The 25,146-nt window shown below is 40.7% G+C and carries 14 protein-coding genes and 1 pseudogene; 11 read left to right on the forward strand and 4 right to left on the reverse strand.

All coding sequences use genetic code 11. The features are described 5' to 3' along the window. The first annotated feature begins 14 nt into the window (after nucleotides 1-14). From HMPREF9007_RS07370 to HMPREF9007_RS07320, 10 genes and pseudogenes are all read left to right on the forward strand, one after another. A pseudogene (locus HMPREF9007_RS07370) lies at nucleotides 15-1,738 on the forward strand (BNR repeat-containing protein). 238 nt (nucleotides 1,739-1,976) lie between these two features. Further along, nucleotides 1,977-6,125: a hybrid sensor histidine kinase/response regulator transcription factor gene (locus HMPREF9007_RS07365; protein WP_008762617.1), complete on the forward strand. Its 4,149-nt coding sequence runs from the start codon at nucleotides 1,977-1,979 to the stop codon at nucleotides 6,123-6,125. Between the two features lie 1,371 nt (nucleotides 6,126-7,496). After that, nucleotides 7,497-8,786, forward strand: coding sequence for an IPT/TIG domain-containing protein (locus tag HMPREF9007_RS07360; RefSeq protein WP_008762618.1), 1,290 nt, complete (start codon nucleotides 7,497-7,499; stop codon nucleotides 8,784-8,786). Between the two features lie 20 nt (nucleotides 8,787-8,806). Beyond that, entirely contained in the window at nucleotides 8,807-11,893 is a 3,087-nt protein-coding gene (locus HMPREF9007_RS07355; protein WP_008762619.1) for a TonB-dependent receptor, read from the forward strand. A 12-nt stretch (nucleotides 11,894-11,905) separates the two neighbouring features. Next, entirely contained in the window at nucleotides 11,906-13,936 is a 2,031-nt protein-coding gene (locus HMPREF9007_RS07350) for a RagB/SusD family nutrient uptake outer membrane protein (RefSeq protein WP_055300757.1), read from the forward strand. Between the two features lie 22 nt (nucleotides 13,937-13,958). Continuing rightward, nucleotides 13,959-14,837, forward strand: a complete 879-nt coding sequence (locus tag HMPREF9007_RS07345) for a DUF4361 domain-containing protein (protein ID WP_008762621.1) — start codon at nucleotides 13,959-13,961, stop codon at nucleotides 14,835-14,837. Between the two features lie 293 nt (nucleotides 14,838-15,130). Then, the gene (locus tag HMPREF9007_RS07340; RefSeq protein WP_016269785.1) at nucleotides 15,131-17,026 is read left to right on the forward strand and encodes a family 16 glycosylhydrolase; all 1,896 of its coding nucleotides are present in this window, start codon (nucleotides 15,131-15,133) and stop codon (nucleotides 17,024-17,026) included. Between the two features lie 253 nt (nucleotides 17,027-17,279). Continuing rightward, the gene (locus HMPREF9007_RS07330; RefSeq protein ID WP_016269786.1) at nucleotides 17,280-18,329 is read left to right on the forward strand and encodes a glycoside hydrolase family 43 protein; all 1,050 of its coding nucleotides are present in this window, start codon (nucleotides 17,280-17,282) and stop codon (nucleotides 18,327-18,329) included. A 3-nt stretch (nucleotides 18,330-18,332) separates the two neighbouring features. Continuing rightward, a complete protein-coding gene (locus HMPREF9007_RS07325; protein ID WP_008762625.1) occupies nucleotides 18,333-19,628 on the forward strand; it encodes a BNR repeat-containing protein in 1,296 nt (431 codons plus the stop codon). 4 nt (nucleotides 19,629-19,632) lie between these two features. Beyond that, complete coding sequence (locus HMPREF9007_RS07320; protein WP_008762626.1) at nucleotides 19,633-20,778, forward strand: glycoside hydrolase family 88 protein; 1,146 nt, start codon at nucleotides 19,633-19,635, stop codon at nucleotides 20,776-20,778. On the opposite strand, the gene HMPREF9007_RS07315 is transcribed toward HMPREF9007_RS07320, so the two are convergent. From HMPREF9007_RS07315 to HMPREF9007_RS07300, 4 genes are read right to left on the reverse strand one after another with little or no spacing between them, the layout of a single operon-like run. Then, nucleotides 20,761-21,780 carry a GNAT family N-acetyltransferase gene (locus HMPREF9007_RS07315; RefSeq protein ID WP_008762627.1) on the reverse strand — a complete coding sequence of 340 codons (1,020 nt, stop codon included), beginning with the start codon at nucleotides 21,778-21,780 and terminating at the stop codon, nucleotides 20,761-20,763. The genes HMPREF9007_RS07320 and HMPREF9007_RS07315 overlap by 18 nt on opposite strands. Before the next feature lie 13 nt (nucleotides 21,781-21,793). Beyond that, a complete protein-coding gene (locus HMPREF9007_RS07310; RefSeq protein WP_008762628.1) occupies nucleotides 21,794-22,711 on the reverse strand; it encodes a DUF2156 domain-containing protein in 918 nt (305 codons plus the stop codon). A 55-nt stretch (nucleotides 22,712-22,766) separates the two neighbouring features. After that, the gene (locus tag HMPREF9007_RS07305; protein ID WP_008762629.1) at nucleotides 22,767-23,462 is read right to left on the reverse strand and encodes an LrgB family protein; all 696 of its coding nucleotides are present in this window, start codon (nucleotides 23,460-23,462) and stop codon (nucleotides 22,767-22,769) included. Continuing rightward, on the reverse strand, nucleotides 23,459-23,902 hold the full coding sequence (locus HMPREF9007_RS07300) for a CidA/LrgA family protein (RefSeq protein ID WP_008762630.1): 444 nt from the start codon (nucleotides 23,900-23,902) through the stop codon (nucleotides 23,459-23,461). The genes HMPREF9007_RS07305 and HMPREF9007_RS07300 overlap by 4 nt, the downstream gene beginning before the upstream one ends. Nucleotides 23,903-24,098: 196 nt before the next feature. Between HMPREF9007_RS07300 and pta the strand changes: the two genes are divergently transcribed. Next, nucleotides 24,099-25,118 carry a phosphate acetyltransferase gene (gene pta / locus HMPREF9007_RS07295; protein WP_008762631.1) on the forward strand — a complete coding sequence of 340 codons (1,020 nt, stop codon included), beginning with the start codon at nucleotides 24,099-24,101 and terminating at the stop codon, nucleotides 25,116-25,118. The last annotated feature ends 28 nt before the right edge of the window (nucleotides 25,119-25,146 follow it).

The following is a 25,146-nucleotide window of genomic DNA, read 5'->3' on the forward strand; positions in this document are numbered from 1 at the left end:
TTATCACTATTACCATGAAAAAAAGCTTTGTCTTATTTTTGACTATCTTATATGTATCCAGTATTCACTTAAGTGCGCAAAAAACTGAAAACGTTCCTGTCGGCGGAGGATATCCCGTTACAGCCGAAGGTGCCTGGTGTTGGTTTGCCGATCCTCGCGCATTACATTATGAAAATGAAAGTGGGACTATAAATAAAACATATATAGGCTATATTGATATACATGGTAATATTAAAGCCATGCAGTATGACTTTAAGAAGAAAAACAAGAGGAAGTACTTATTCGCTCATATTTTCAGCCGGACGACCACAATAATCCTACCTTTTTAGTATTGCCTGATGAACGGATTATGATTTTTTACTCCAGGCATACGGATGAGGCTTGTTTTTATTACAGAATTTCGCAGATTCCGGGAGATATAACGATGTTGGGGGAAGAGAAGGTTATTAAAACCAGAAACAATACAACTTATCCCTCTCCATTTATTCTGTCGGATGATCCGGAACATATTTATTTGTGTTGGCGGGGGATCGGCTGGCATCCCACTATTGCCAAATTATCATTGCCGGATGAGAAAGATGATGTCAGTATTGTATGGGGAGCTTATCAGATAGTGAAGTCCACCGGAGCACGACCTTATGCAAAATATGTGTCTAATGGAAAAGATAAGATTTATTTGACTTATACCACTGGGCATCCGGATAATGAAAATCCCAATTTCCTTTACTTTAATTACATCGACATTCATACGATGCAATTGAAAGATGTGAAAGGAAATACTCTTTCAACTATTGCCGATGGTACATTTAGGGTGAACAAGACTCCTGACTATGTAGCCCGATATCCATATACTGTGGTAGACAATCCTATTGAACGCGATTGGGTATGGCAGGTCGCTTTAGATAAGAAAGGATATCCGGTGATTGCGATGGTACGTATCAGTAGTGATAAAAGTTCTCACGATTATTACTATGCCGGATGGGATGGACATGAATGGAAGAAGACTTTCCTGGCTAATGCGGGCGGACATTTTCATCAGACACCGAATTTGGAGAAATGTTATAGTGCCGGTATGGCTATAGATCCGGCAAATACCAGCCTCATATATTGTTCGTTGCCTATAGAAGGTAAGTATGGCAAAGTCTATGAGATTATGAAATATACGCTGGATGAGGACGGGAAAATTATTTCTACAGAAGCGATCACTCGAAATTCGCAGCTGAATAATGTGCGTCCTTACATAATTTCCAGTTCAGAGAATACCCCCTTAAGGCTGGCATGGATGTACGGCAATTATTATGACTGGATTGTGAGTTCGCAATATCCGCAGGGCTATTGTACAGGGATCGCTTGCGATTTTAAAGGTTTTGCGGCTATAAAAAAGAAAGCGAAAGTAGGAAAGAACTTTAGCTTCAATCCCCGGAAAGACTTTACCTTGGAAGAGACGGTTCCTTTAGATGTGAATAATTATGAAGGTTGCCTGTTGCAACTGGGTGACCTTGAATATTATCTGGATGGGCAGACGATGAAACCGGAAGTAAGATATAAAGGAAAAGTGTATCACAGTACGAATATACTCGGTACGGCTGACTGCTGGAAAATGACGTCTCGCAGCACAGGAGGGAACTGGTATGCTCCGCAGAAGTATGAAAATGTCCGTCTGAGAATAGAATATAAAAGAGGGACTTTATGTATCTATATTAATGACTTGCTTGATCAGAAAATTAAAATTCGATAATCTGTAATTGACTCATTATCTTAGAATATTTGTTTTATGAAAAAACTTATATAACTCGTCGGTCTGTTCTAAAATCATATTTATCTGATGAATTAATCTTCAAAAAGTTCTACTTATCGGTATATCTATATTGATGACATGATCTAGTCGTTGTTTATTAAATATTTTATTCATAAATTTGGTCGTATATATAATGGTAAGTTATTATATTTGCATATAACGAACAAAATATGATCGTATGAAAAACACAAGAATTATTGTTCCTTATTATAGGTTGTGCTGTTTTATTCTGTATTTGCTTTTGAGGTCCACTTTGCTGTCGGCAACAGAAGATGTCATTTGTAATCTAAAGTTTAGACAACTTTCTGCCCCACACTCGTTACCGACTAACGAAGTACAAAAAGTATATCAGGATAAAGATGGATTTATTTGGTTCGCTACCCGTAATGGGCTTTGTAAGTACAATGGATACGAAACCACTCTTTATAAGTCTAACCTTTATTCTCCGGGTTTATTGACTAATAATAGCATCACCTGTCTGGTTGATGATAACAATAACCACCTATGGATTGGTACATCAGAAGGATTGAATGTGATGGACAAGAGAACGGGGGAAATAAAAAAATATAAAGTACCTTCTATTTCTAATAATGTAGTATCAGCCTTGTGTGTCACTCGTGATAATACCGTTTGGGTGGGGACGGACAACGGTTTATGTCGTTATGTTGCAGAGAAAGATACTTTTGTAGTTTGTGGAGATAATATGGGAGATAGTAGGCTGAGGTATGTGACAATAAAATCTTTATTGGAAGATTCGGACGGAGACCTCTGGATTGGAACTTGGGCACAAGGTTTATTCCGTTATTCTCCATCTACGGATAAGCTGGAAGTATATCCGAAAATCAATGATCAATATTCTTCTCATGTCATTTATGAGGATAGTAATAAAGACATTTGGGTAGGAAGCTGGGGATACGGACTTTTTAAATTACGAAATCCTAAAGATATGCAACAAGTGTCTTATCAATGTTTTTTACATGAAAATGGAGATGATTCCAGTTTGTCCGATAATATCGTGTATGATGTAAACGAAGATTTGAATACCCATACGCTATGGGTCGGGACGCGAAGTGGACTTAGTATCTTAAAACTTGACGAGCCAGATGGTTTTGTTAATTATAAATCCGGCAAATCTGATTATCGCATTCCTTCTGACGAGGTTAACTCAATTATGCGTGATAATCAAAAGAATATGTGGATAGGGGCTATTGGTGGTGGCGTTCTGATGGCCGATACACGCCAGCCGGCATTTACTCTACATACACTGAATTTTGGAGACGAAGACATTCCGGTGACTTCTGTCCGTACGTTATTTGCCGATTCTGATCAGAACTTATGGATTGGAGTAGGAACATACGGATTAGCCTGTAAAGATTATATGACGGGAGAATTAAAAATGTATTCGCACATACCGGAGTTCTCCGGTATAAAGGATTTGCCCTCTCTTTTTGCTGTTATCCAACGTAAGAAGAGTGGTGAAATATGGTTCGGCATGTATAATGGAGGAATTTATGTCTATCGGAAAGGTGAAAAGGTGAAACATCTGACTACACAAAATAGCGGCTTTCTTACTTCCGATTGTGTATCGGCTTTGTACGAAGATTATGAGGGAAATTGTTGGGTTGGTACGCGCGGAGGAATAGGAGTTCGATTATCTGATGGCACTGACTATCGTTTTGAAACGATGAACTTTGCTGATAGTCTGTCTGCCGACTGGATATACGTAAGAGATATCGTAAAGGATATGGATAATAGCGTTTGGTTGGCAACGTCTAATTTGGGTGTGATTCATATAACAGGAGATATCCGGCAACCTTCTACATTGAAGTATGAGAATTACAGTTTCCATAATCGTAAATTAATCACCAATACGGTTCTGTGTATACATCTTGATCGTTTTGGACGATTGTGGGCAGGAACTGAGGGAGGAGGATTATACCTTTATAATCGTAACAAAGGAGAATTTGAAGAAAAGACGCGTGCGTATAGTATTCCGGGAGATGTAATCGTTAGTATAGAAGAAGATAGAAGTGGAAATTTATGGTTGGGAACAATATCCGGATTAGTGAAGCTTTATGTGGCTGCTATTGGAAATGATTTCTCGACTCGCATTTATACTTCTGCCGATGGGCTGCAGGATAATTTTATTGTCAATTCATCGTGCAGCCGGAATGGAGAGCTGTTTTTTGGAGGACATAAAGGCTACAACAGCTTTTTCCCCGATAAAATGGAAATACCTTCTCAGGAAACCAATTTCCTGATAACAGATATTAAAATATTCAATCATTCTTTCAGTAAATTGCCGGTCGAACTGCAACAAAAGATTTCACCGGTAATGCCTACCTATACCAGTAAGATTGAACTTCCTCATAAATACAATAATTTTAGTATTGAATTTGCCGCCCTTACCTATAAGAATCCCGAACTAAACAGATATGCTTACCGGCTACAGAACTTTGACAGGGATTGGCAGTATACGGATGCAGACCGCCGCTTTGCTTATTATAACAATCTGCCGAGCGGGACATATACTTTTCAGTTGAAAGCAACCAATGAGAACGGAGAATGGAGTGGCTATGTGCGTGAATTGACAGTGGTAGTCCTTCCTCCCTTCTGGGCTACCTGGTGGGCATATCTGTTATATATAATATGGGTGTTGGTCGTAGGAATTTTGATTTACCGTACAACAAAGAACCGTATGTTGCTTCGGAATGCATTGCGCCTGCGTGAAATAGAAAAAGCAAAAGCAGAAGAATTGAATCATGCGAAATTACAGTTCTTTACTAATATTACGCATGAGCTATTAACTCCGTTGACTATTATTTCGGCTACGGTGGATGAATTGAAGACACAGGCACCTAGTCATAATGATTTATATACGGTGATGAATAGCAATATACAGCGATTAATACGATTGTTGCAGCAGATTCTTGAATTCCGTAAAGCAGAGACAGGAAATCTGAAATTGCGTGTTTCTCCGGGAGATATAGCGGATTTTGTGAAAAGAGAGACTGAAAGTTTTCAACCGCTGGTGAAGAAACGAAAGATACATTTCTCTGTACTTTGCGACCCGGAAGCTATTATCGGCTATTTCGATACAGATAAATTGGATAAGATATTATATAATCTGTTGTCTAACGCCGCTAAATACAATAAGGAAGGCGGATTTATCCAAGTAACTTTGTCTTATGATGAAAATAAAGATTTTGTGCTCTTGAAAGTGAAGGATAACGGGAAAGGCATTTCAAAAGAGAAACAGAAAATGCTGTTCAAACGCTTTTACGAAGGAGATTATCGAAAGTTCAATACTATCGGCACCGGTATCGGACTTTCCCTGACAAAAGATTTGGTGGAGTTGCACGGAGGAACCATTTCAGTAGAGAGTGAAGTCGATCAGGGAACAGAGTTCATCGTGAGGATTCCTATTGACCGTTCTTATTATGAAGAAGAGCAAATAGATAATGAAGCAATCTTGCCGATACAGAAGACGGTGACTTATGAAGTCACGCAAGTGGAAGCTGCCAATGAAGTAGAAGAAGTGGCGGAGAAAGCCAATTCTATCTTACTGGTCGAAGACAATGAGGAGTTGCTGCAATTGATGACTAAACTTCTGAACCGTGATTACAACGTCTTTACTGCCGAAAATGGGAAAGAGGGAATTACGGTATTGGAGAATGAGGATATTGACCTGATTGTATCGGATGTGATGATGCCCGAAATGAATGGCATCGAATTCTGTAAGTACGTAAAAGGTCATTTGGAAATCAGCCATATTCCGGTGATTCTATTGACTGCCAAGAATAAGGAAGAAGACCGTGCGGAAGCATACGAAGCTGGTGCGGAAGCTTTTATTAGCAAACCTTTTAACCTGACGGTGTTGCATGCCCGTATCCGTAACCTGCTGAAGTATAAGGAACGTACGGCACGCGACTTCAAGAATCAATTGGTGTTTGAAGTAAAGGACTTGAATTATACAAGTCTGGATGAAGACTTTATAAAGCGTGCCATTGAATGCGTGAATAATCATTTGGCAGATGCTGCATTTGACCAGACACAATTTGCCGAAGAAATGATTACCAGTAAATCGACTCTATATAAGAAACTGAAATCCTTGGCAGGTTTGAATACTTCTGCTTTTATTCGCAATGTGCGTTTGAAAGCTGCCTGCCGGATCATGGAAGAAAAGGGAAATAATATTCGTGTTTCAGAATTGGCATATATAGTTGGTTTTAATGATCCGAAGTATTTCAGTGTGTGTTTTAAGAAAGAGTTCGGGATGCTGCCGACTGATTATATTGAACGGTTTATTCAAGATGTAGAGAAGTAGATAAAGTCTGGTTCATAATAGCCTCTGTCATTCAGAGGAGTATAACGACGAAGAATCTTTTTTCCTGTACACAAAAAATGAGATTCTTTCTCTCGTTGGTCGTCTGAATGACAAAAATACATTTAATGCATTTCTGCTTTGATTTGAATCAACGGCTGATTCGCATTAATAGCTAATAAAGCGAAAATAAAAATTAAGTCCGAAGATTATTCTTCTCCTTACCTCGTAAGGTATTCAGTTCAATGACACAAAAAGAGAAAGGGAGTAGTGTATTAATAATTCATCGATTTACTTAGAAGATACAGAACTTTTCAAAATCAGCACCCATATCTATACGAAAGACTTTGACTAATTATGCAGTAACCGCCAATCATTTATTAATAAATTCTTTCATCGTTTATTATAAACGTCCTCCAAGTTTATTATAAACTCTAATTTCGTTATTCCTGCAATAAACATCCATTTTAAGCAACAAAAAAGGCCGCAATTCCCATGAAGAATCTCAGCCCTTAGCTTATATCAGACTATCCAACAAGCATTACCCGGAGTGGGAATGCCTGCAATCTGTTATTATATTATACTTATTATTGCTCATTTTTCATCTATATTATCAATGTTATTGAATTTGCTTCCGGTTTACACTTACAAATATACAACATTAAAAGCGGTTTGTCAAGTCCTCCATGCTTCTTTCATACATCTGATTACAAATCATACGGATTTGAGCCAAATGATAGTCAGTAGTATCTTGAATCATTTTTAAACCGTTATGAATCTGCTACCCTATTATTACAATCATTGCAGTCGAATACAATAATCCTTTTCTCTATAAAAAATAATACCTGCGAGTGCATGAATTAATTCGTCCGCCTATGGGCAACGTTTCATCCGGCTATAGGCAAACGCAACGTCGCCTATAGGCAAACTTGCGTCCGACTATAGGCGGACGAATTAATTTATGCACTGAAAGGAATTATTTATAGCATAAGCCGGAACTAAATTTAGCATAGAAATTCTTTATTCAATATGGACGGTTTAGCTCATTTTTGCATGGAGAAGCATTAAATACAGCATTTGACAGGTAGAATTATCATTCATAAAGGAGGAAAATAAGTTAATCATTATAATTCTCCCTATAAAAGCGATTATTAGCCTTTGTTGACATTGAATCGGTCTATATTTGCATTCGTTAATAACTCGACAAATAAGTTGGTGAAACAATTGATAACTCTAAATATATACTAATAGGATGAAAAATGAAACATTAATAAAGAAAACAACTAGTTCAAAGTCCGGAGCTATAAATGGCATACTGCCCGGACATAATCTTAAGACTAATCATTATTTATAAATTCACTAATATTTATTGCTATGAAAAATTGCATTTTCTATTTTTTAATGCTTGCGCTTCTTTTTTTGGTAGGAAGCTGTAAAGATAGCGATGACAACAAAAGCACTGGGGCGACTTATGATCCTAATCAACCCGTTACAGTGGAGAGCTTTATGCCGGCAGGTGGAAAGCTACGAGAAAAGGTTATCGTTAAAGGTTCTAACTTCGGTACAGACAAGTCGAAAGTAAAGGTTTATTTTGTGGATGGAACTGCCGAACGCCAATCTACAGTCATTAATGTGGACGATGAGACAATTTATTGTCTTGCACCTCGACAGCTCCCAGGGGGTAATCACATAAAGGTGGTAGTGGAAGATAAAGAGGTAATAACAGATGCCACTTTTGAGTATGAACAAGCACAAAATGTTTCTACTATTGCCGGATCGCAAAATGTGCGAAAATCTGAGGACGGAACATTAGCAGAGGCTTCTTTCGAGTATACCTGGGGAATTGGTGCTGTAGGAAATAATACAGTGCTTGTTTTTCAACGGGATAATCCGCGTGTTCGTTTAGTCTCTGTAGATGACAATAAAGTGACTACTATTCATCCGGGATTTAAAGCTGGTAAGCCTGCTGTGACTAAGGATCGGCAAAAGGTCTATGCTGCCGGATGGGAAGGTGGACATACTATATATATGTATACCAAAGGAACTGGTTGGGCTCCTACTCGCATCGGACAACTTGGTACGCAATATGCTGGCAGAGTACTTAGTGTTGCTCTGGATAAATCCGAAGAGTGGCTTTATTTTGTGGATGCTAACAAAAAATTTGCTCGTTTCAATGTAACAACTCAGGAAATTGTAGATATTGCTACACTAGAAATTTCGGGAAGTTTGCATAGTAATGGCGTTTACCTTGTTTATCATCCTCTTTATGACTGTTTCTTTATGTCGAATCAATTGACTTACTCAGTTTATAGACTAGAGAAAGACGGAACGTGTGAAGTCTTTGCAGGATCATCTACACAAGCGCGGGTTCAGGATGGCTACAGAGAAGAAGCTTATTTTGCGCAACCTAACGGAATGGCGATAGATGAGGACGGAAATTTCTTCATAGTAGAAGGTTTTAAAGCATATGTATTACGGAAAATCAGTGTCGAAGATGGTTATGTTTCCACAGTGGCTGGAATGGTTGATGTGGCTAGTCAGATAGATGGTACTCCCTTAGAAGCTACATTCAACTATCCTTATGATATTTGTTACGATGGCGAAGGCGGCTTCTGGATAGCCGAAGGCTGGGGACAAGCAGTTAGAAAATATGCAGTAGAATAATAACTAAGAAAAACATATTTATGAAACGAAGTATTTTATTACTATTTGGGATATTTATGTCAATCGGGATGTTTGCACAGGATAAAATAGATGTGGCAGGTCTCGTTTTTGATGAACAGGGAACGGAACTTATTGGCGTGTCTGTTCAAGTGAAAGGTAGTCAAGGGATAGGAGTCGTTACAGATATTGATGGTCGGTTTAAACTGTCCGGTATCCCCGTGGGAAGTAAACTTGTATTCTCGTATATAGGATATATGCCGCAGGAAGTTAAGTATGTATCAACAAAACTAAAAGAACGAATCACTCTTAAAGAACAGGTTAATGAGTTTGATGAGGTTGTGATTACCGGCCGTACCGCTCAACGTAAAATTTCGGTAGTAGGGGCTATCACAAATGTAGATCCTGCAGGAATTCAATCTCCTGCTGTTTCGGTAAGTAACATGTTGGGAGGTCGTGTTCCAGGTATCATTGCTGTGACACGAAGTGGTGAACCGGGTAATAGTTTTTCAGAGTTTTGGATTCGTGGTATCAGCACGTTTGGAGCAAGTCAGAGTGCATTAGTATTGATAGACGGGATTGAAGGAAATATTAATGATCTTGATCCTGCTGATATTGAAAGTTTTAGTATTTTGAAGGATGCTTCAGCCACAGCTGTTTATGGAACCCGAGGGGCAAATGGTGTGGTAGTGGTCACTACTAAACGTGGAAAAGCAGGTAAATTGCATGTTAATTTCAAAACGAATGCTACCTATTCATATTCACCTCGTATGCCGGAGTATGCTGATGGATACGATTATGCAAGATTAGCAAATGAAGCTCGTGTAGTGCGCGGTGATGATCCGATTTATACAGATACTGAACTTGAATTGTTTAGAACAGGACTAGATCCGGATTTGTATCCGAATGTGGACTGGCGTGATGTTATTTTAAAGGATCATGTCATTAATAACCAGCATCATCTGAGTATCTCTGGCGGTGGACAAAATGCTCGTTATTATATGAGTTTGGGAATTTTGAATCAGGAAGCTATTTTTAAGCAGGATAAATCGGCATCTAAGCATGATGTCAATGTAAATTATCACAAATATAATTTCCGTGCTAATATAGATGCCAATCTGACAAAGACCACTGTGCTGAGTATGAATTTGGAAGCAGTTGTCAAGACGCAAAATGCTCCGGGTACGGCTTCAAGTACTAAGGTGTTATGGGAGTCACAAGCGAATCTTCCTCCAGTAGTTGTTCCTGTACGTTACTCTAACGGGCAGTTACCTGCGTATGGAAGCACTGCCACAGATAAATCACCGTATGTACGTTTGAACTATTTAGGTTATACTACTACAGAGACATATTCGTCGAAAGTAAATGTGGGATTGAATCAAGACTTGAGTCTAATAACCAAAGGATTGTCAGTGCGTGGATTGTTTTCTTTTAAAATAAACGGTCAACATGTTGTTGATAGGCACATGAACCCAGAACAATATTATGCAGACCCTAGGGACGGACGAAATTTAGATGGAAGCTTAAAAACAAAACGTACTGTAGATAAGGAAGATATGAAAGCTACACAGTTTTCCTTATCAAATAGAGAACTGTATTTCGAAGCGGCAGCTGACTATAGCCGTGTATTTAATGTAGATCATCGTGTGACTGGCTTGGTGCACTTTTATCGTCAGGAGTTAAAGGATGTAAATTGGGGAAATGGTGTATTGGTCAGTATACCTAAACGTTATCAGGCCGTTTCTTCTCGTTTAACCTATTCATATAAAGATACTTATTTTGTAGAAGGAAATTTGGGATATACCGGTTCGGAAAATTTCAATAAAGAACGTCGTTACGGTTGGTTCCCATCTATTTCCGGTGGTTGGGTACCTACACAGTATAAGTGGTATCAGGATTTATTGCCATTTAATAATTTTTTAAAATTTCGTGCTTCATGGGGAAAAGTCGGCAATGATCGTTTGAAAGATAGTGCTAATAATGATATTCGTTTTCCCTATTTGACCACAGTAGGATCTACTTCCAGTACTTGGGGGAGCGGACTTGCGGAAAGTCAGATTGGCTCATTGTACTTGCAGTGGGAAACCAGCACAAAAACTAATTTTGGTATTGATGCTCGTTTCTTTAATGACAAAGTTGATTTAACAGTCGATTTCTTCCGTACAAAAACAGATAATATATTTCAAAGACGTGCTAATATTCCCGATGAAAGCGGATTGAGCAATGTACTTCCTTATGTTAACATCGGTGCGATGAAGTCTTGGGGTATAGATGGTACATTGGCTTATACGCATATATTTAACAAAGATATGTCTCTTACAGCACGTGGTAACTTTACACATGCCAAAAACAAGGTTCTTTATTGGGAGCAAAATGGTGTAAATTATCCATATCAGGCATACGCTGGTGTCCCTTATGGGGTGCAGAGAGGATTGATCGCTTTGGGATTGTTTGCTGATGAAGATGATATAAAGAGCAGCCCAAAACAGACCTTCATGGACAATGTGATGCCCGGTGATATCAAATATAAAGATATCAATGGGGATGGTAAAATTGATGATGATGATGAAGTGCCTTTGAGTTATTCGAATGTTCCACGTATTCAGTATGGTTTTGCATTAGACTGGAATTATAAGGCATTCCGCGTTAGTATATTATTTGAAGGAGTTAGTAAGGTTCAATATTTTCAAGGTGGTATAGGTTATTATCCATTTGCAAATGAGGCAAGGGGAAATTTATTGGCAATGACTGTTAATCAGAAAAATCGTTGGACACCGGCTTCTTATTCAGGTGATCCGTCAACGGAGAATCCTAATGCAAAATTTCCGAGACTGACTTATGGAGAAAATAAAAATAATAATCGGGCATCCACTTTTTGGTTGGCAGACGGACGTTATCTTCGTTTGAAAAATGTGGATATTTCCTATCGATTTACTAATAACTGGTTGAAAACGCGTGTTGGAGTAGAAGGTGCTACTATCAGCCTTATAGGCGAGAATCTTCATGTCTGGGATAAAGTGAAGCTTTTTGACCCAACGCAAGCTTCTAGTAATGGAGCGGCATATCCATTGCAACGTATGTATACGTTACAGTTAAATCTAACTTTTTAAAAAGATAATAGTATGAAAAAGATAAATAAACTCATGAGAATATGGTTACTGGCATGTGTCAGTACGTTGACTATCGGCTTCCAGTCGTGTGGGGATTATCTGGATGTTGATGACTATATTGACCAGATGACTTCACTGGACTCCGTTTTTTCCCGCAAAAGTTTGTTGGAACAATATATTAATGGAGCGGCACAATATCTCCCCAATGAAGGTAATTTGTGGACAGATTCGCCTACTCCTTTTCAAGGGGCATCTGATGAGAATTTTACTTCTTGGAATGATGATCGTCATGCGGCAATCAAATTCTTACTTGATGAAATCACTCCTTATTCTGTCGACAATAATAATCGTCCTTATTATAATAACTATCCGAGGTATTATCAAGGAATCCGTATGGCGTTGACATCTCTGCAAAGAATGCATGAAGTTCCTGATGTAACGGACATTGAACGTCGTGAATTAATGGGGCGCTGTTATTTCTTGGTAGGTTATTATTACTATCAATTGATGTTACAATACGGACCTGTTCCTGTTGTACCTGAGATGCCCTTTAATGTAGAAACACCAGTAGAAGAAATGTCTCTGGAACGTGGCACATACGATGAATGTATTGCTGAAATAAAAAAATATATGTTACTTGCTGCTCAATATCTTCCTTTAGAGTCTGAAAGTTCGGTAACTGCAACTATGCCTACCCGTTGGGCAGCGATAGCTACATTATCTCGGATTACGTTGTATGCCGCTAGTCCATGGTATAATGGCAATGGATTCTATTCTGACTGGACACGGAAAAGTGATGGAGCTCATTTTATACCACAAGAGAAAGATAATACAAAATGGGGAGTAGCAGCTGCCTATGCTAAGTATATCATTAATTCGGATAAATATAGTTTGTATTGGACACCTAAAGAACCGGATAGCCGTGGTTTACCAGAAGGAGTGACCTCTGATCCGGATTATTATGAACCATACCCTGAAGGAGCGGCTGGTATTGATCATTACCGTTCGTTGACCTATCCGTTTAATGGTGAACTTCCTGTCATGATCAACCCTGAGTTTATCTATGCTTGCGCTCCAAGGACAACAGGCGATTCTCCTTTGTGGATTTCATCACCTTATTTATTAGGAGGTGGTAATGGTTTGAATTTGGTGCAAGACTTGGTGGATGCATTTAGTATGGTAGATGGACAAGATATTAATCATTCCAGTACAAATTATCCTTATCCGGATATGGATAATAATTACCTGGAAATCGGTGGAAGCAATCAAGCATTCTCGGGATATACACTGCTGGCAAAGACTGCTCGTATGTATGATAACCGCGAACCTCGTTTTTATGCGACTGTAGGCTATTGTCACTCTTTTTGGGCAGGGACATCATCTACAGATAACAATTTCCGCAACAAGGAAGTGACATACTATTCCGACGGATACGCTGCAGCTAGTCCGGATCATCCTGAAGATTATAACCGTTCAGGTTATACATGTATCAAGTACAATCATCCGGAAGATAATATGAAAGCAACTAGTGCCGTCCGTGTTAAATACTTTCCCATCTTTCGTTATGCAGAAGTTCTGTTGAATTACGTAGAGGCTATCAATGAATTAGAGAATCCTTATACGATGGAAATAATTAATGGTGATCAGGTGACGGTGGAACGTAATACTACAGAAATAGTGAAGTATTTTAATTTGGTTCGTCATCGCGCTGGACTACCGGGTATCACTGAAGCAGATGCAAGGGATCGTGATGAAGTCAGAGACTTGATTAAACGTGAGCGTCGGGTGGAGTTTGCTTGTGAAGGACATCGCTATCACGATCTGCGTCGTTGGGGAAATGATGCTATGACAGCATATAATCGTCCGATTACAGGCATGAATGTGAAAGCTAGAAGTAACGATCGAAAGTCTTTTTATACGGTAACACAATTGAATGATAAGTTGACTCGCCGTACATTCTCTTATAAGAACTATTTCTATCCGATACCAAAATCAGTATTAGATAAGAATAAGAATCTGGTGCAAAATCCCGAATGGAACTAAAACTTTAAATTAGTAGAATGTTATGAAACTAAATAAAATAATTTATCTAATAGGTGTGATAGCTATGATGCTAACATCTTGTGACGAAGAAAATCCTCTTGAAAATGAGCAATACATTAAACAAGTATATATAGTAGGGGCTTATGACATAGTACAAAAATTTGATGTACCTTATGGAGACGAACCACAAAATACATACATTGCTGTTGCTACGGGCGGTAGTTTGAATATCGATCAGGATGTTGATGTAACTTTAACGCACAATGATCTTACCATTGACTGGTATAACAATAAGTATATGATTGACGCTCCGGTAAAATATAGAAAATTGGAGAATGAGTTTTGTGTATTCCCGTCAATGACTACTACTATTGAGGCTGGGCAAGTATATGGTCGTTTACCTTTCTCTATAAAATCTTCAGGGTTGCATTGTGACTCGTTGTATGCATTGACGTTCAAGATTGAATCTGTATCTACCTTTACAAAACATCCTAAGGATACTGTGCTTATCATGAACCTTAATTTTGTAAATGAATTCTCGGGTAATTATCAGTTGACAGCAACGAAATATACCATAGATGGTAATGGAGATGAAGTAATGCCGACCTCTATGAATATGACACGTGTTGTTAAGGCTGTTGATAAAGACCGGGTTCGCTTTATCAATGAAGCTATCTCTGAACCTGCAACTACGCTTAGTCGTGAGGCGTATTTTGAGGCTATTAATAATAATTCTGTAGTGTTCGCAAGGCAATCTGATGGAACTTTCAATGTATCCAGTTGGAAGAATCTTCCGGTTTCTAACGGGACCGTTAGTTTTGAGGATGGCACATTTACATTTTGTTACGATTATGAGTCTGGTGGAAAGAGGTATCGCTTGAGGGGTACAATGACGAAGTAATCGATAGGTATTTTTTATATAGGTAGTAAATGCAGGGGATGAGATGATTGAACTTGTCTCCTGCGTTTGATTATATGACTTCAGATGTGTTCTATTCGGTATAAAATCGTGCAAAGATGCTCATTATTGAGTCATTTCAATGAATATGATCTAAAGTTCGACCTAATTGCACGATTTCTAGTCCTTTATTTTTTATTGAAGTCTTATTTTTGCTGATGTAAATATGAATCATTTTATTTATTAGGGATAAATAGTTCAATAGGTTTGGATATACCAAAGAAAAACAAATTAGTATGAAGATAAAGAAGATTGTAAATTTAATGATGGGCTTGTCATTTTCACTATGCATATTTGCCCAGGACGACTGGCAACTTGTTTGGAGTGATGAATTTAATGCAGATGGTCCTTTGAACTCTTCTGTATGGAACTTTGAGCAAGGATATGCGCGTAATGAAGAGGCTCAATGGTACCAATCCGACAATGCAGTTTGCAAGAATGGGCTGTTGATAATAGAAGCCCGGAAAGAGCAGAACCGTAAAAATCCTCTTTATGTATCCGGAAGTAATGATTGGCGGAAGAAGAGAGAATTTATTGACTATACCTCTTCTTCAGTAACTACTGCCGGAAAGAAAGAGTTTCTGTATGGGCGTTTTGAGATAAAGGCTCGTATTCCTGTGGCAAAAGGAGCATGGCCTGCTATCTGGACATTGGGAAGTAATATGGAATGGCCTTCATGTGGTGAGATAGATATCATGGAATATTATCAGATTAAAGGAACACCACATATCTTAGCCAATGCTGCTTGGGGAACAGACCGTCAATGGCATGCAAAATGGGACAGTCAGGCTACTCCTTATTCGCATTTCACTGACAAAGATCCCGATTGGGCATCTAAGTTCCATATCTGGCGCATGGACTGGGATGAAGAGGCTATCAAACTATATTTGGACGATGAACTGCTAAATGAAATTCCTTTGAGCAGCACAAGGAATGGAAGTATCGGTAAAGGTACCAATCCTTTTACAAAACCACAATACCTGTTACTGAATCTCGCCATTGGCGGAATTAACGGTGGCCCGATTGATGAGGCCGCCCTGCCGATGAAGTATGAAATAGATTATGTAAGAGTCTATCAGAAAGAAAAGGGAATCGCTTCCGGAAAGGTCTGGAGAGATACGGATGGCAATGTAATCAATGCGCACGGTGGCGGAATACTTTTCCATGAAGGAAAATATTATTGGTTTGGAGAACACCGTCCTGCATCCGGTTTTGTCACAGAGAAGGGAATCAACTGCTATTCATCAACAGACCTGTATAACTGGAAATCTGAAGGTATTGCCTTAGCTGTCTCTGAGGAAGAAGGGCATGACATTGAGAAAGGATGCATCATGGAACGCCCCAAGGTGATCTATAATGCGAAAACCGGGAAATTTGTCATGTGGCTTCATTTAGAACTGAAAGGACAAGGTTATGGACCTGCGCGTGCAGCCGTTGCAGTGAGTGATTCTCCTGCCGGTCCCTATCGTTTCATTCGCTCCGGCAGGGTCAATCCGGGAGCTTACCCCTTGAACATGACCCGAAAAGAACGGAAAATGAAGTGGAATCCGGAAGAGTATAAGGAATGGTGGACACCGAAGTGGTATGAAGCTATTGCAAAAGGTATGTTCGTAAAGCGTGATCTGAAAGACGGACAAATGTCCCGTGATATGACTTTATTTGTGGACGATGACGGAAAGGCTTATCATATCTATTCCTCAGAAGATAACCTGACATTGCAGATTGCAGAACTGGCCGATGATTATCTCAGTCATACAGGAAAATATATCCGTATTTTCCCTGGTGGACACAATGAGGCTCCTGCTATATTCAAGAAAGAGGGAACTTATTGGATGATAACTTCCGGCTGCACGGGATGGGATCCTAATAAAGCCCGTTTGCTAACCGCTGATTCTATGTTGGGCGAATGGAAGCAACTGCCGAACCCTTGTGTTGGTGAAGATGCGGATAAGACATTTGGAGGACAAAGTACTTATATATTGCCTTTGCCGGAGAAAGGGCAATTTGTCTTTATGGCGGATATGTGGCGTCCGAAGAGCCTGGCGGATTCACGCTACATCTGGCTGCCTGTTCAGTTCGATGATAAAGGAGTCCCCTTTATAAAATGGATGGATAGGTGGAATTTTGATTAATATCGTATATATAGAAGCCGGCGGATATACTTTTCATCTTTATTGCTTTCAGCAATAAAGATTCTCTATGAGAAAGGGGAAAATTCCGGAAGATTATACATTTTGCGAAGAATGGTCTTTTTATATCCCTTTTTTGACGGATATTTGAACTCTTTTCTTTATGGTATAGGTTATCTTTGTGAGCGAATGATTTCACTGCGAGGTGATATGTCGGCAGAGAACAATGAGAAACATCAAAAATAATGAAATATATATGGTAAGAATGTTATTACTGGTAGTGGTTTGTATAGGGTTACTGCCAATACAAATGCGAGCTCAGAAGAATAGTTATATTATTCCCGGGGAAGTGTGGAAGGATACGGACGGTAACCCTATCAATGCGCATGGCGGGGGACTTCTTTACCACGACGGTACTTACTACTGGTATGGAGAATATAAAAAGGGCAAAACGATTTTGCCTGATTGGGCTACATGGGAGTGTTATCGTACAGATGTGACGGGAGTAGGCTGCTATTCTTCCAAAGATTTACTGAACTGGAAGTTTGAGGGCATTGTGCTTCCGGCAGTCAAAGAGGACCCGAACCATGACCTGCATCCGTCGAAGGTTTTGGAACGTCCGAAAGTGATTTATAATAAAAAGACAGGTAAGTTCGTGATGTGGGCACATGTAGAGAGTGCCGATTACAGCAAAGCGTGTGCGGGTGTAGCTGTCTCTGATTTTCCAAACGGACCATTCACTTACTTGGGAAGTTTCCGACCGAATAATGCGATGAGCCGTGACCAGACAGTTTTTGTCGATGATGACGGACGTGCCTATCAATTCTATTCTTCAGAAAATAACGAAACCATGTATATCAGTCTCCTGACAGACGATTACCTGAAACCAAGCGGACGCTTTACACGCAATTTCATCAAAGAATCCCGTGAAGCTCCGGCAGTGTTTAAGCATAAGGGCAAATATTATATGTTAAGTTCCGGCTGCACCGGCTGGGACCCGAATGTGGCGGAAATCGCAGTGGCGGATTCCATCATGGGTACATGGAAAACGATAGGTAATCCTTGTACAGGTCCGGATGCAGACAAGACTTTCTATGCGCAGAGTACATACGTACAACCGGTTATCGGAAAGAAGAATGCATATATTGCCATGTTTGACCGCTGGAAAAAGAAAGACCTCGAAGATTCACGCTATGTATGGCTTCCTGTATTGATAAAAGACGGAGCTATTACCATCCCATGGCATGAAAAGTGGGATTTGACCGTCTTTGACAAACAGAAGAAATCTGATAAACAGAAGAAATAGATCATGAAACGGATACTGCTGCTTACTTTTTTACTACTATCTGTTTCTGCCTTGTGCTTTTCGCAAAAACTGGTGGAAGTTGCCAAAGGATATAGTTGTACATCTGTCAATACAACGATATTCCGCAATAATTCATTGGTAACGCATGGGGATGAGCAATATATCAGCTATTATGATGCCGACGGCTATCTTGTGTTGGGCAAACGGAAACTAAATTCGAAGCAATGGACATTGCATCGTACTCAATATCGTGGAAATGTAAAAGATGCCCACAATATCATCAGTATAATGGTGGACGGAGAAGGGTATCTGCACGTTTCTTTTGACCACCATGGACATAAGTTGAATTACTGCCGCAGTATCGCCCCCGGTTCTTTGGAACTGGGCGATAAAATGCCGATGACCGGAGTGGACGAAGGAAATGTTACTTATCCGGAATTTTACCCTCTGACAGACGGGGATTTGTTGTTTGTCTACCGTTCCGGTTCTTCCGGACGTGGAAATCTGGTGATGAACCGTTATTCATTGAAAGACCATAAATGGGCCCGTGTACAGGATGTCCTGATTGATGGTGAAGACAAACGAAATGCTTACTGGCAGCTATATGTAGACGAGAAAGGTACGATTCATCTCTCATGGGTATGGCGTGAAACCTGGCAGGTGGAGACCAACCATGATCTTTGCTACGCGCGTTCTTTTGATAACGGAGTGACTTGGTATAAGTCGGATGGTGAACAATATAAACTTCCGATTACAGCTTCGAATGCAGAGTATGCTTGTCGTATTCCACAAAACTCGGAATTGATAAACCAGACAAGTATGAGTGCAGACGCTGGTGGCAATCCTTATATTGCCACTTATTGGAGGAGTTCGGACAGTGAAGTCCCTCAATATCGCATTGTCTGGAATGACGGGAAGACATGGCATAATCGTCAGGTGACAGACCGCAAGACTCCGTTTACACTGAAGGGAGGAGGCACTAAGATGATTCCTGTTGCCCGTCCGCGTATTGTGGTAGAGGATGGAGAAATCTTCTATATTTTCCGTGACGAAGAGCGGGGCAGCCGTGTCTCAATGGCGCATACTGCTGATGTTGCCAACGGTAAGTGGATAGTCACCGACCTGACGGATTTTTCCGTAGATGCCTGGGAACCGTCCCATGACACGGAATTGTGGAAGAAGCAGCGGAAACTCAATCTCTTTGTACAGCACACTTGTCAAGGCGATGGTGAACGCACGGCGGAGATTGAACCTCAAATGATATATGTACTGGAAGCGAATACGAATACAAAAAAATAAAGATATGAAGAAATTGTATGCAACTCTTTTTTCCGCACTGGTGGTAGGCTGTGCGGTGTGTGCCGGTTGCACAACCAAGAAAGTTTCATCTTCGGCAGAAGTGGTTGACATTATTCATAAAGTCAATGGCTACTGGCAGACAAACCATCCGGAACACGGGCGTTCTTTCTGGGACAATGCCGCTTATCATACCGGAAACATGGAGGCTTACTTCCTGACCAACAAACCGGAATACTTGGAATACTCAAAAGGATGGGCGGAACATAATGAGTGGAAAGGCGCTAAATCGGATCATAAAGCCAACTGGAAGTACAGTTATGGCGAAAGCAATGATTATGTACTGTTCGGCGATTATCAGATCTGTTTTCAGACGTATGCCGATTTATATAATCTGGAACCGGATACACATAAGATAGCCCGTGCCCGTGAGGTGATGGAGTATCAGATGAGTACACCCAACAATGATTATTGGTGGTGGGCGGATGGTTTATATATGGTAATGCCTGTGATGACCAAACTATATAATATCACTAAAAATCCACTTTACCTGGAGAAACTGCATGAATACCTCGCTTATGCAGACAGTATCATGTATGATGAAGAAGCCGGACTTTACTATCGCGATGGAAAATACGTATACCCCAAGCACAAAAGTGTGAATGGTAAAAAGGATTTCTGGGCACGTGGTGATGGCTGGGTACTGGCGGGGCTGGCGAAAGTCTTGAAAGACCTTCCGGAAACAGATAAGTATCGTCAGGAATATATAGACCGTTTCCGTACATTGGCAAAATCTGTTGCGGCCTGTCAGCAACCTGAAGGGTATTGGACGCGTAGTATGCTCGATGCGCAGCATGCACCGGGACCCGAAACAAGTGGTACGGCATTCTTTACGTACGGTCTGCAATGGGGGCTCAATAACGGTTTCCTTGACTCCGCCCATTATCAACCTGTAGTTGAGAAGGCATGGAAATATTTGTCAACAGTTGCTTTACAGCCCGACGGAAAGATCGGTTATGTGCAACCCATCGGCGAGAAAGCCATACCGGGGCAAGTCGTAGATGCTAATTCTACTTCAAACTTCGGAGTCGGTGCTTTCCTGCTGGCAGCTTGTGAAAGGGTACGTTATCTGGAATCACTTATTCAGCATTAAACTCATATAAGGTTGTAGTGCCTGAAATATTCTTCCTGTCAGCTCACTGATATTCATTGGTATATGTGCGCCGGGCAAACGCTCGGTGCTATACATACATTTGCCATTACACAGATAGTAATAGCCATTATTTACTGACAATTGTTTATCTGATACTTCCAGTTGCATTTCGTCCTCAGGAAAAGCGGAGGCATACAGTTGCAGCACTTCTTTGGCATTGATGATTCGCGCCATCCCCAACGGATATTGCGTCTGTTCTTTCTCCGGAGGAAGCAACTGAGTCATGTGCCTGCATCCAGTAAATTGCTTGATATGGTGCAACAAACTGTGCTCGGCATCTTTGGTTTCTGCAAAAAGCTCGCTGATAATTAATTGCTTATCTCTTCTGTATACAATAGCCAATCCATTGATTTGATTCTCTGATCTGGCAGTAACCAAAATTCCGTCACTGAGGATAAGGTCCGCCATGACTACTTGAAAATCCTCAAAGGAGTGCTGGATGCAGCAAGTGCGTCCGGAAAGTTTGCTGTTTAGATATTCGTAAACTTCTTTCTGACATCCGATTTCAGAGGTGACTGTTATTTCTTTAGACGGAATAAATTCCGGTACGGTAATCTCTTTAACCGAATATTGGAATACGGAAGCATATCCCATCCGGGTGTAATAGTCGAATAACCAAGGTTCGGCAGGAATCAATGTACTGAAATACGTTCCGTTACGAAGCATCTTTGCAAAGGCTTGGGAGAGTAATTCGCGCATCACTCCGTTTCCGCGAAAATCCGGATGAGTGCAGGCTCCTGAAATGTAAGAGGTCTGTACGGTATCTCCGCAGAAAGTCATCGGATAAGGAATCATCTGAAGAGCGGAAACAATCTCATCCCCACTTTCGATAGCAATGTTTATTTCGTTTTTATAGCGCAGCTTGAAGTACATTTCAACGAACTCTTCATTGTCGTCGAAACATAACTGCCATAATGCCTTAACCTTTTCTTTTGTCGTCATACCTTATATATTATTACCATCTGACCATATCCATAGGATGGTCTTTCAGACAAGCCATATACTTTTCGAGAATAGTTACCGGTTGATAAGACAGCTTTGCTTTGCGTAAGCCTTCAATACCTAAATCTTCTTCCCGGTTGATATAGATATACTGTTCGGGAATGCGATTGGCAAACTCGTAATTAATCATGGCGTAAGCACCGTCAATGCTGGTATCTGCTTTTTCTACATGTACCCCGAATGTTTCATGGTTGATAGGCATCCCGAAAGTAAATGCCACAATTTTCCCGTTGACGTGGAGAATGCCTCCGGTCAGACCGAGTGCTTCGAAATTATGTAATGCATAAATGAGGGCACGACGTTCATTTCCCGTTCCTTCCTGCTGGTCGCAGTTGTTCACTTTGCACCATTCGGCTTCCAGGTTCAGACATTCTTGAATACGGTCGGGCGTAATCGGTGTATATTCGTAATCGGGATACGTATTACGGAACCGGTTGATATGATTTCTCTTTGCCTGAAATTTCTTTCCTTTTAAGGTAGCCAGATCACTCCTTAAATATATATAGTCGGCATAGGCACGGTCTTCCGTGAAAATGAACCGTTCGGGTAAAATCGCTTCGAGGTCGGCGCGCATATTGCTGCAAACTCCCAACATACAGAAATTATGCTTCTCCTTATCCGCATCTTCGATTAATTTCCGTAATACAGCTTTCAGATCGCCGTTTCCTACAGGCATCATGTATGCCAGTTGTTCGCCGGCCCAAAATTTGAATACCAGAAAATCGTCGATGACTGCAAATTGAGTATCGTACAAGAATCTCCAGCTACAGAGGTTGGAAAATGAAAGATCGCAGTTTCGGCGGTCACTTTTCATGGTGAATGCAGTTATTGTGTCTCTATCAGCTAGTGTAATGTCTTTAAATGGAATCATAAAATGCTTTTTGCGTTTAACTCTTTATATAACGGAAAATGAAAGAATTTTGTTTTTACAAAACACCTAATAATCGCAAGATAGTCGGTGTCAGTAATGCGGTGAATATTCCATTCAGTGTCAATCCCAGGCTGGCATACGCCCCGTATTTGCTGCTGATGTCCATGGCGGTGGAAGTGCCGACAGCGTGGGCGGCTGTTCCCATCGAAAGCCCTTGGGCTATCGGACTGCCTACGTGCATGATTTTCATTGTCTTAAATCCGCAGATGGCTCCCAGTAAACCTACCGCTACTACAACGGCTGCCGTCAGTGACGGGATACCTCCGATAGCTTTGGTCACTTCCATGGCAATCGGAGTCGTTACGGATTTAGGTGCTAACGAAAGAATGACTTCTTGTGAAGCTCCCATAAACTTGGCGATTAATACCACAGAGATCACTCCGACGATGCACCCTGCCAGTTGAGACAAGAGGATAGGCAGCAATTGTTTCTTAATCATTTCCAGCTGAAGATATAAAGGGACCCCCAAAGCTACCACAGCCGGGCGTAACCAGAATTCGATGAGATGCCCTCCCTGATTGTAAGTCTCGTAAGAGATATTTGCCATTTTGAGGAAGATAATCAGAACGGCAATGGTGAGTAAGATCGGGTTCAGCAATACCAGCCCCGTTTTCTTCTGAAGCAATTTGGCAAAGAAGAAAACGCCGAAAGTGACAGCCAGCAGAAAGAAATTATTTTCTAAAAAGCTCATTTGTCTTTATTCATTAAGTTAGTTTTGTTTTTTAAATGTAGCTTGTCGGACAAGTGAAAGTCTGATAAGCGTAGGTTACGCGCCAGTTTGATCTGGCGTGCCAGTCTGAATTTGCGGACAATCTGGTGTACCCATCCCGTTACGACCAGCACGAGAGCCGTGCTAACGATTGTTGCGATGACGATAGGCCAGAACTCTGCCGCAATAACGTCGAAGTACAACATCAATGCTACTCCGGGAGGTACGAAAAAGAAGCCCAGATTAGCTACCAGAAAGTCGGACAATCCCTGCACCCACTGCAGTTTGATCCAGCCTAATTTCAAAAAAAGGGTGAGCAGCAGCATACCGATAATGCTGGAGGGGAGCTTGATCCCTGTTAAATAAACGATTAATTCACCCAAAGCCAAACAGCCAAATAAAATGGCACACTGACGTATCATACACTAATTACCTATTGATTTGTTTGAAAACACTGCAAAGGTAGAAAAAATAGAAGTACAGTGTTAAATATTATAATATTTTAGACTTGGAGAATAAAATTAGCCGGAATTGTAATGTGGATATTGCAAAATTGAGTACTTTTGCAGCGCAAATTACAAATCGTAACAAGGTTTATAATATTATTCAAATATATCTATGCTTAATTTAATCAACCAAATCGTGGCTCGTGCGAAAGCAGACCGCCAACGTATTGTTCTTCCGGAAGGAACTGAAGAACGCACATTAAAAGCTGCCAATCAGATTTTGACAGATGAAGTTGCTGACCTTATTTTACTGGGTAAACCCGCTGAAATTAACGAACTTGCAGTGAAATGGGGACTGGGTAACATCAGCAAAGCTACTATTATCGATCCTGAAACTTCTCCGAAACACGAAGAGTATGCACAATTGCTGTGCGAGCTTCGCAAGAAGAAAGGCATGACTATTGAAGAAGCCCGTCAATTGACGAATGATCCTTTGTTTTATGGTTGTTTAATGATTAAGAGCGGTGATGCTGACGGTCAGTTGGCAGGTGCCCGCAACACAACAGGCAATGTACTGCGTCCGGCTTTACAGATTATCAAGACTGCTCCGGGCATCACTTGTGTATCCGGTGCTATGTTACTCTTGACTCATGCTCCCGAGTATGGTAAGAATGGTATTCTGGTGATGGGTGACGTTGCCGTAACTCCGGTTCCGGACCCTAACCAGCTGGCACAGATTGCTGTTTGTACGGCACAGACTGCCAAAGCCGTTGCCGGTATCGAAAATCCGAAAGTGGCTATGTTGAGCTTCTCTACCAAAGGTTCCGCTAAACATGAAGTAGTGGATAAAGTAGTGGAAGCTACCAAGATCGCTAAGGAAATGGCTCCTACACTTGATCTGGACGGAGAAATGCAGGCTGATGCTGCTCTTGTTCCTGAAGTAGGCGCAAGCAAAGCTCCGGGTTCACCCGTAGCGGGAGAGGCTAACGTGCTGATCGTTCCGAGTCTGGAAGTAGGAAATATTTCTTATAAACTGGTACAACGTCTGGGACATGCCGACGCTATCGGCCCGATCCTTCAGGGTATCGCCCGTCCGGTGAATGACTTGTCTCGTGGTTGCTCTATCGAAGATGTATATCGCATGATTGCTATTACGGCTAATCAGGCTATTGCAGCAAAAAACAATAAATAAGTATCAAGTTTTAAGTATTAAAGACAAT

Source organism: Bacteroides sp. 1_1_14, from assembly GCF_000162515.1.
In the GTDB taxonomy this organism is placed as follows: domain Bacteria; phylum Bacteroidota; class Bacteroidia; order Bacteroidales; family Bacteroidaceae; genus Bacteroides; species Bacteroides thetaiotaomicron.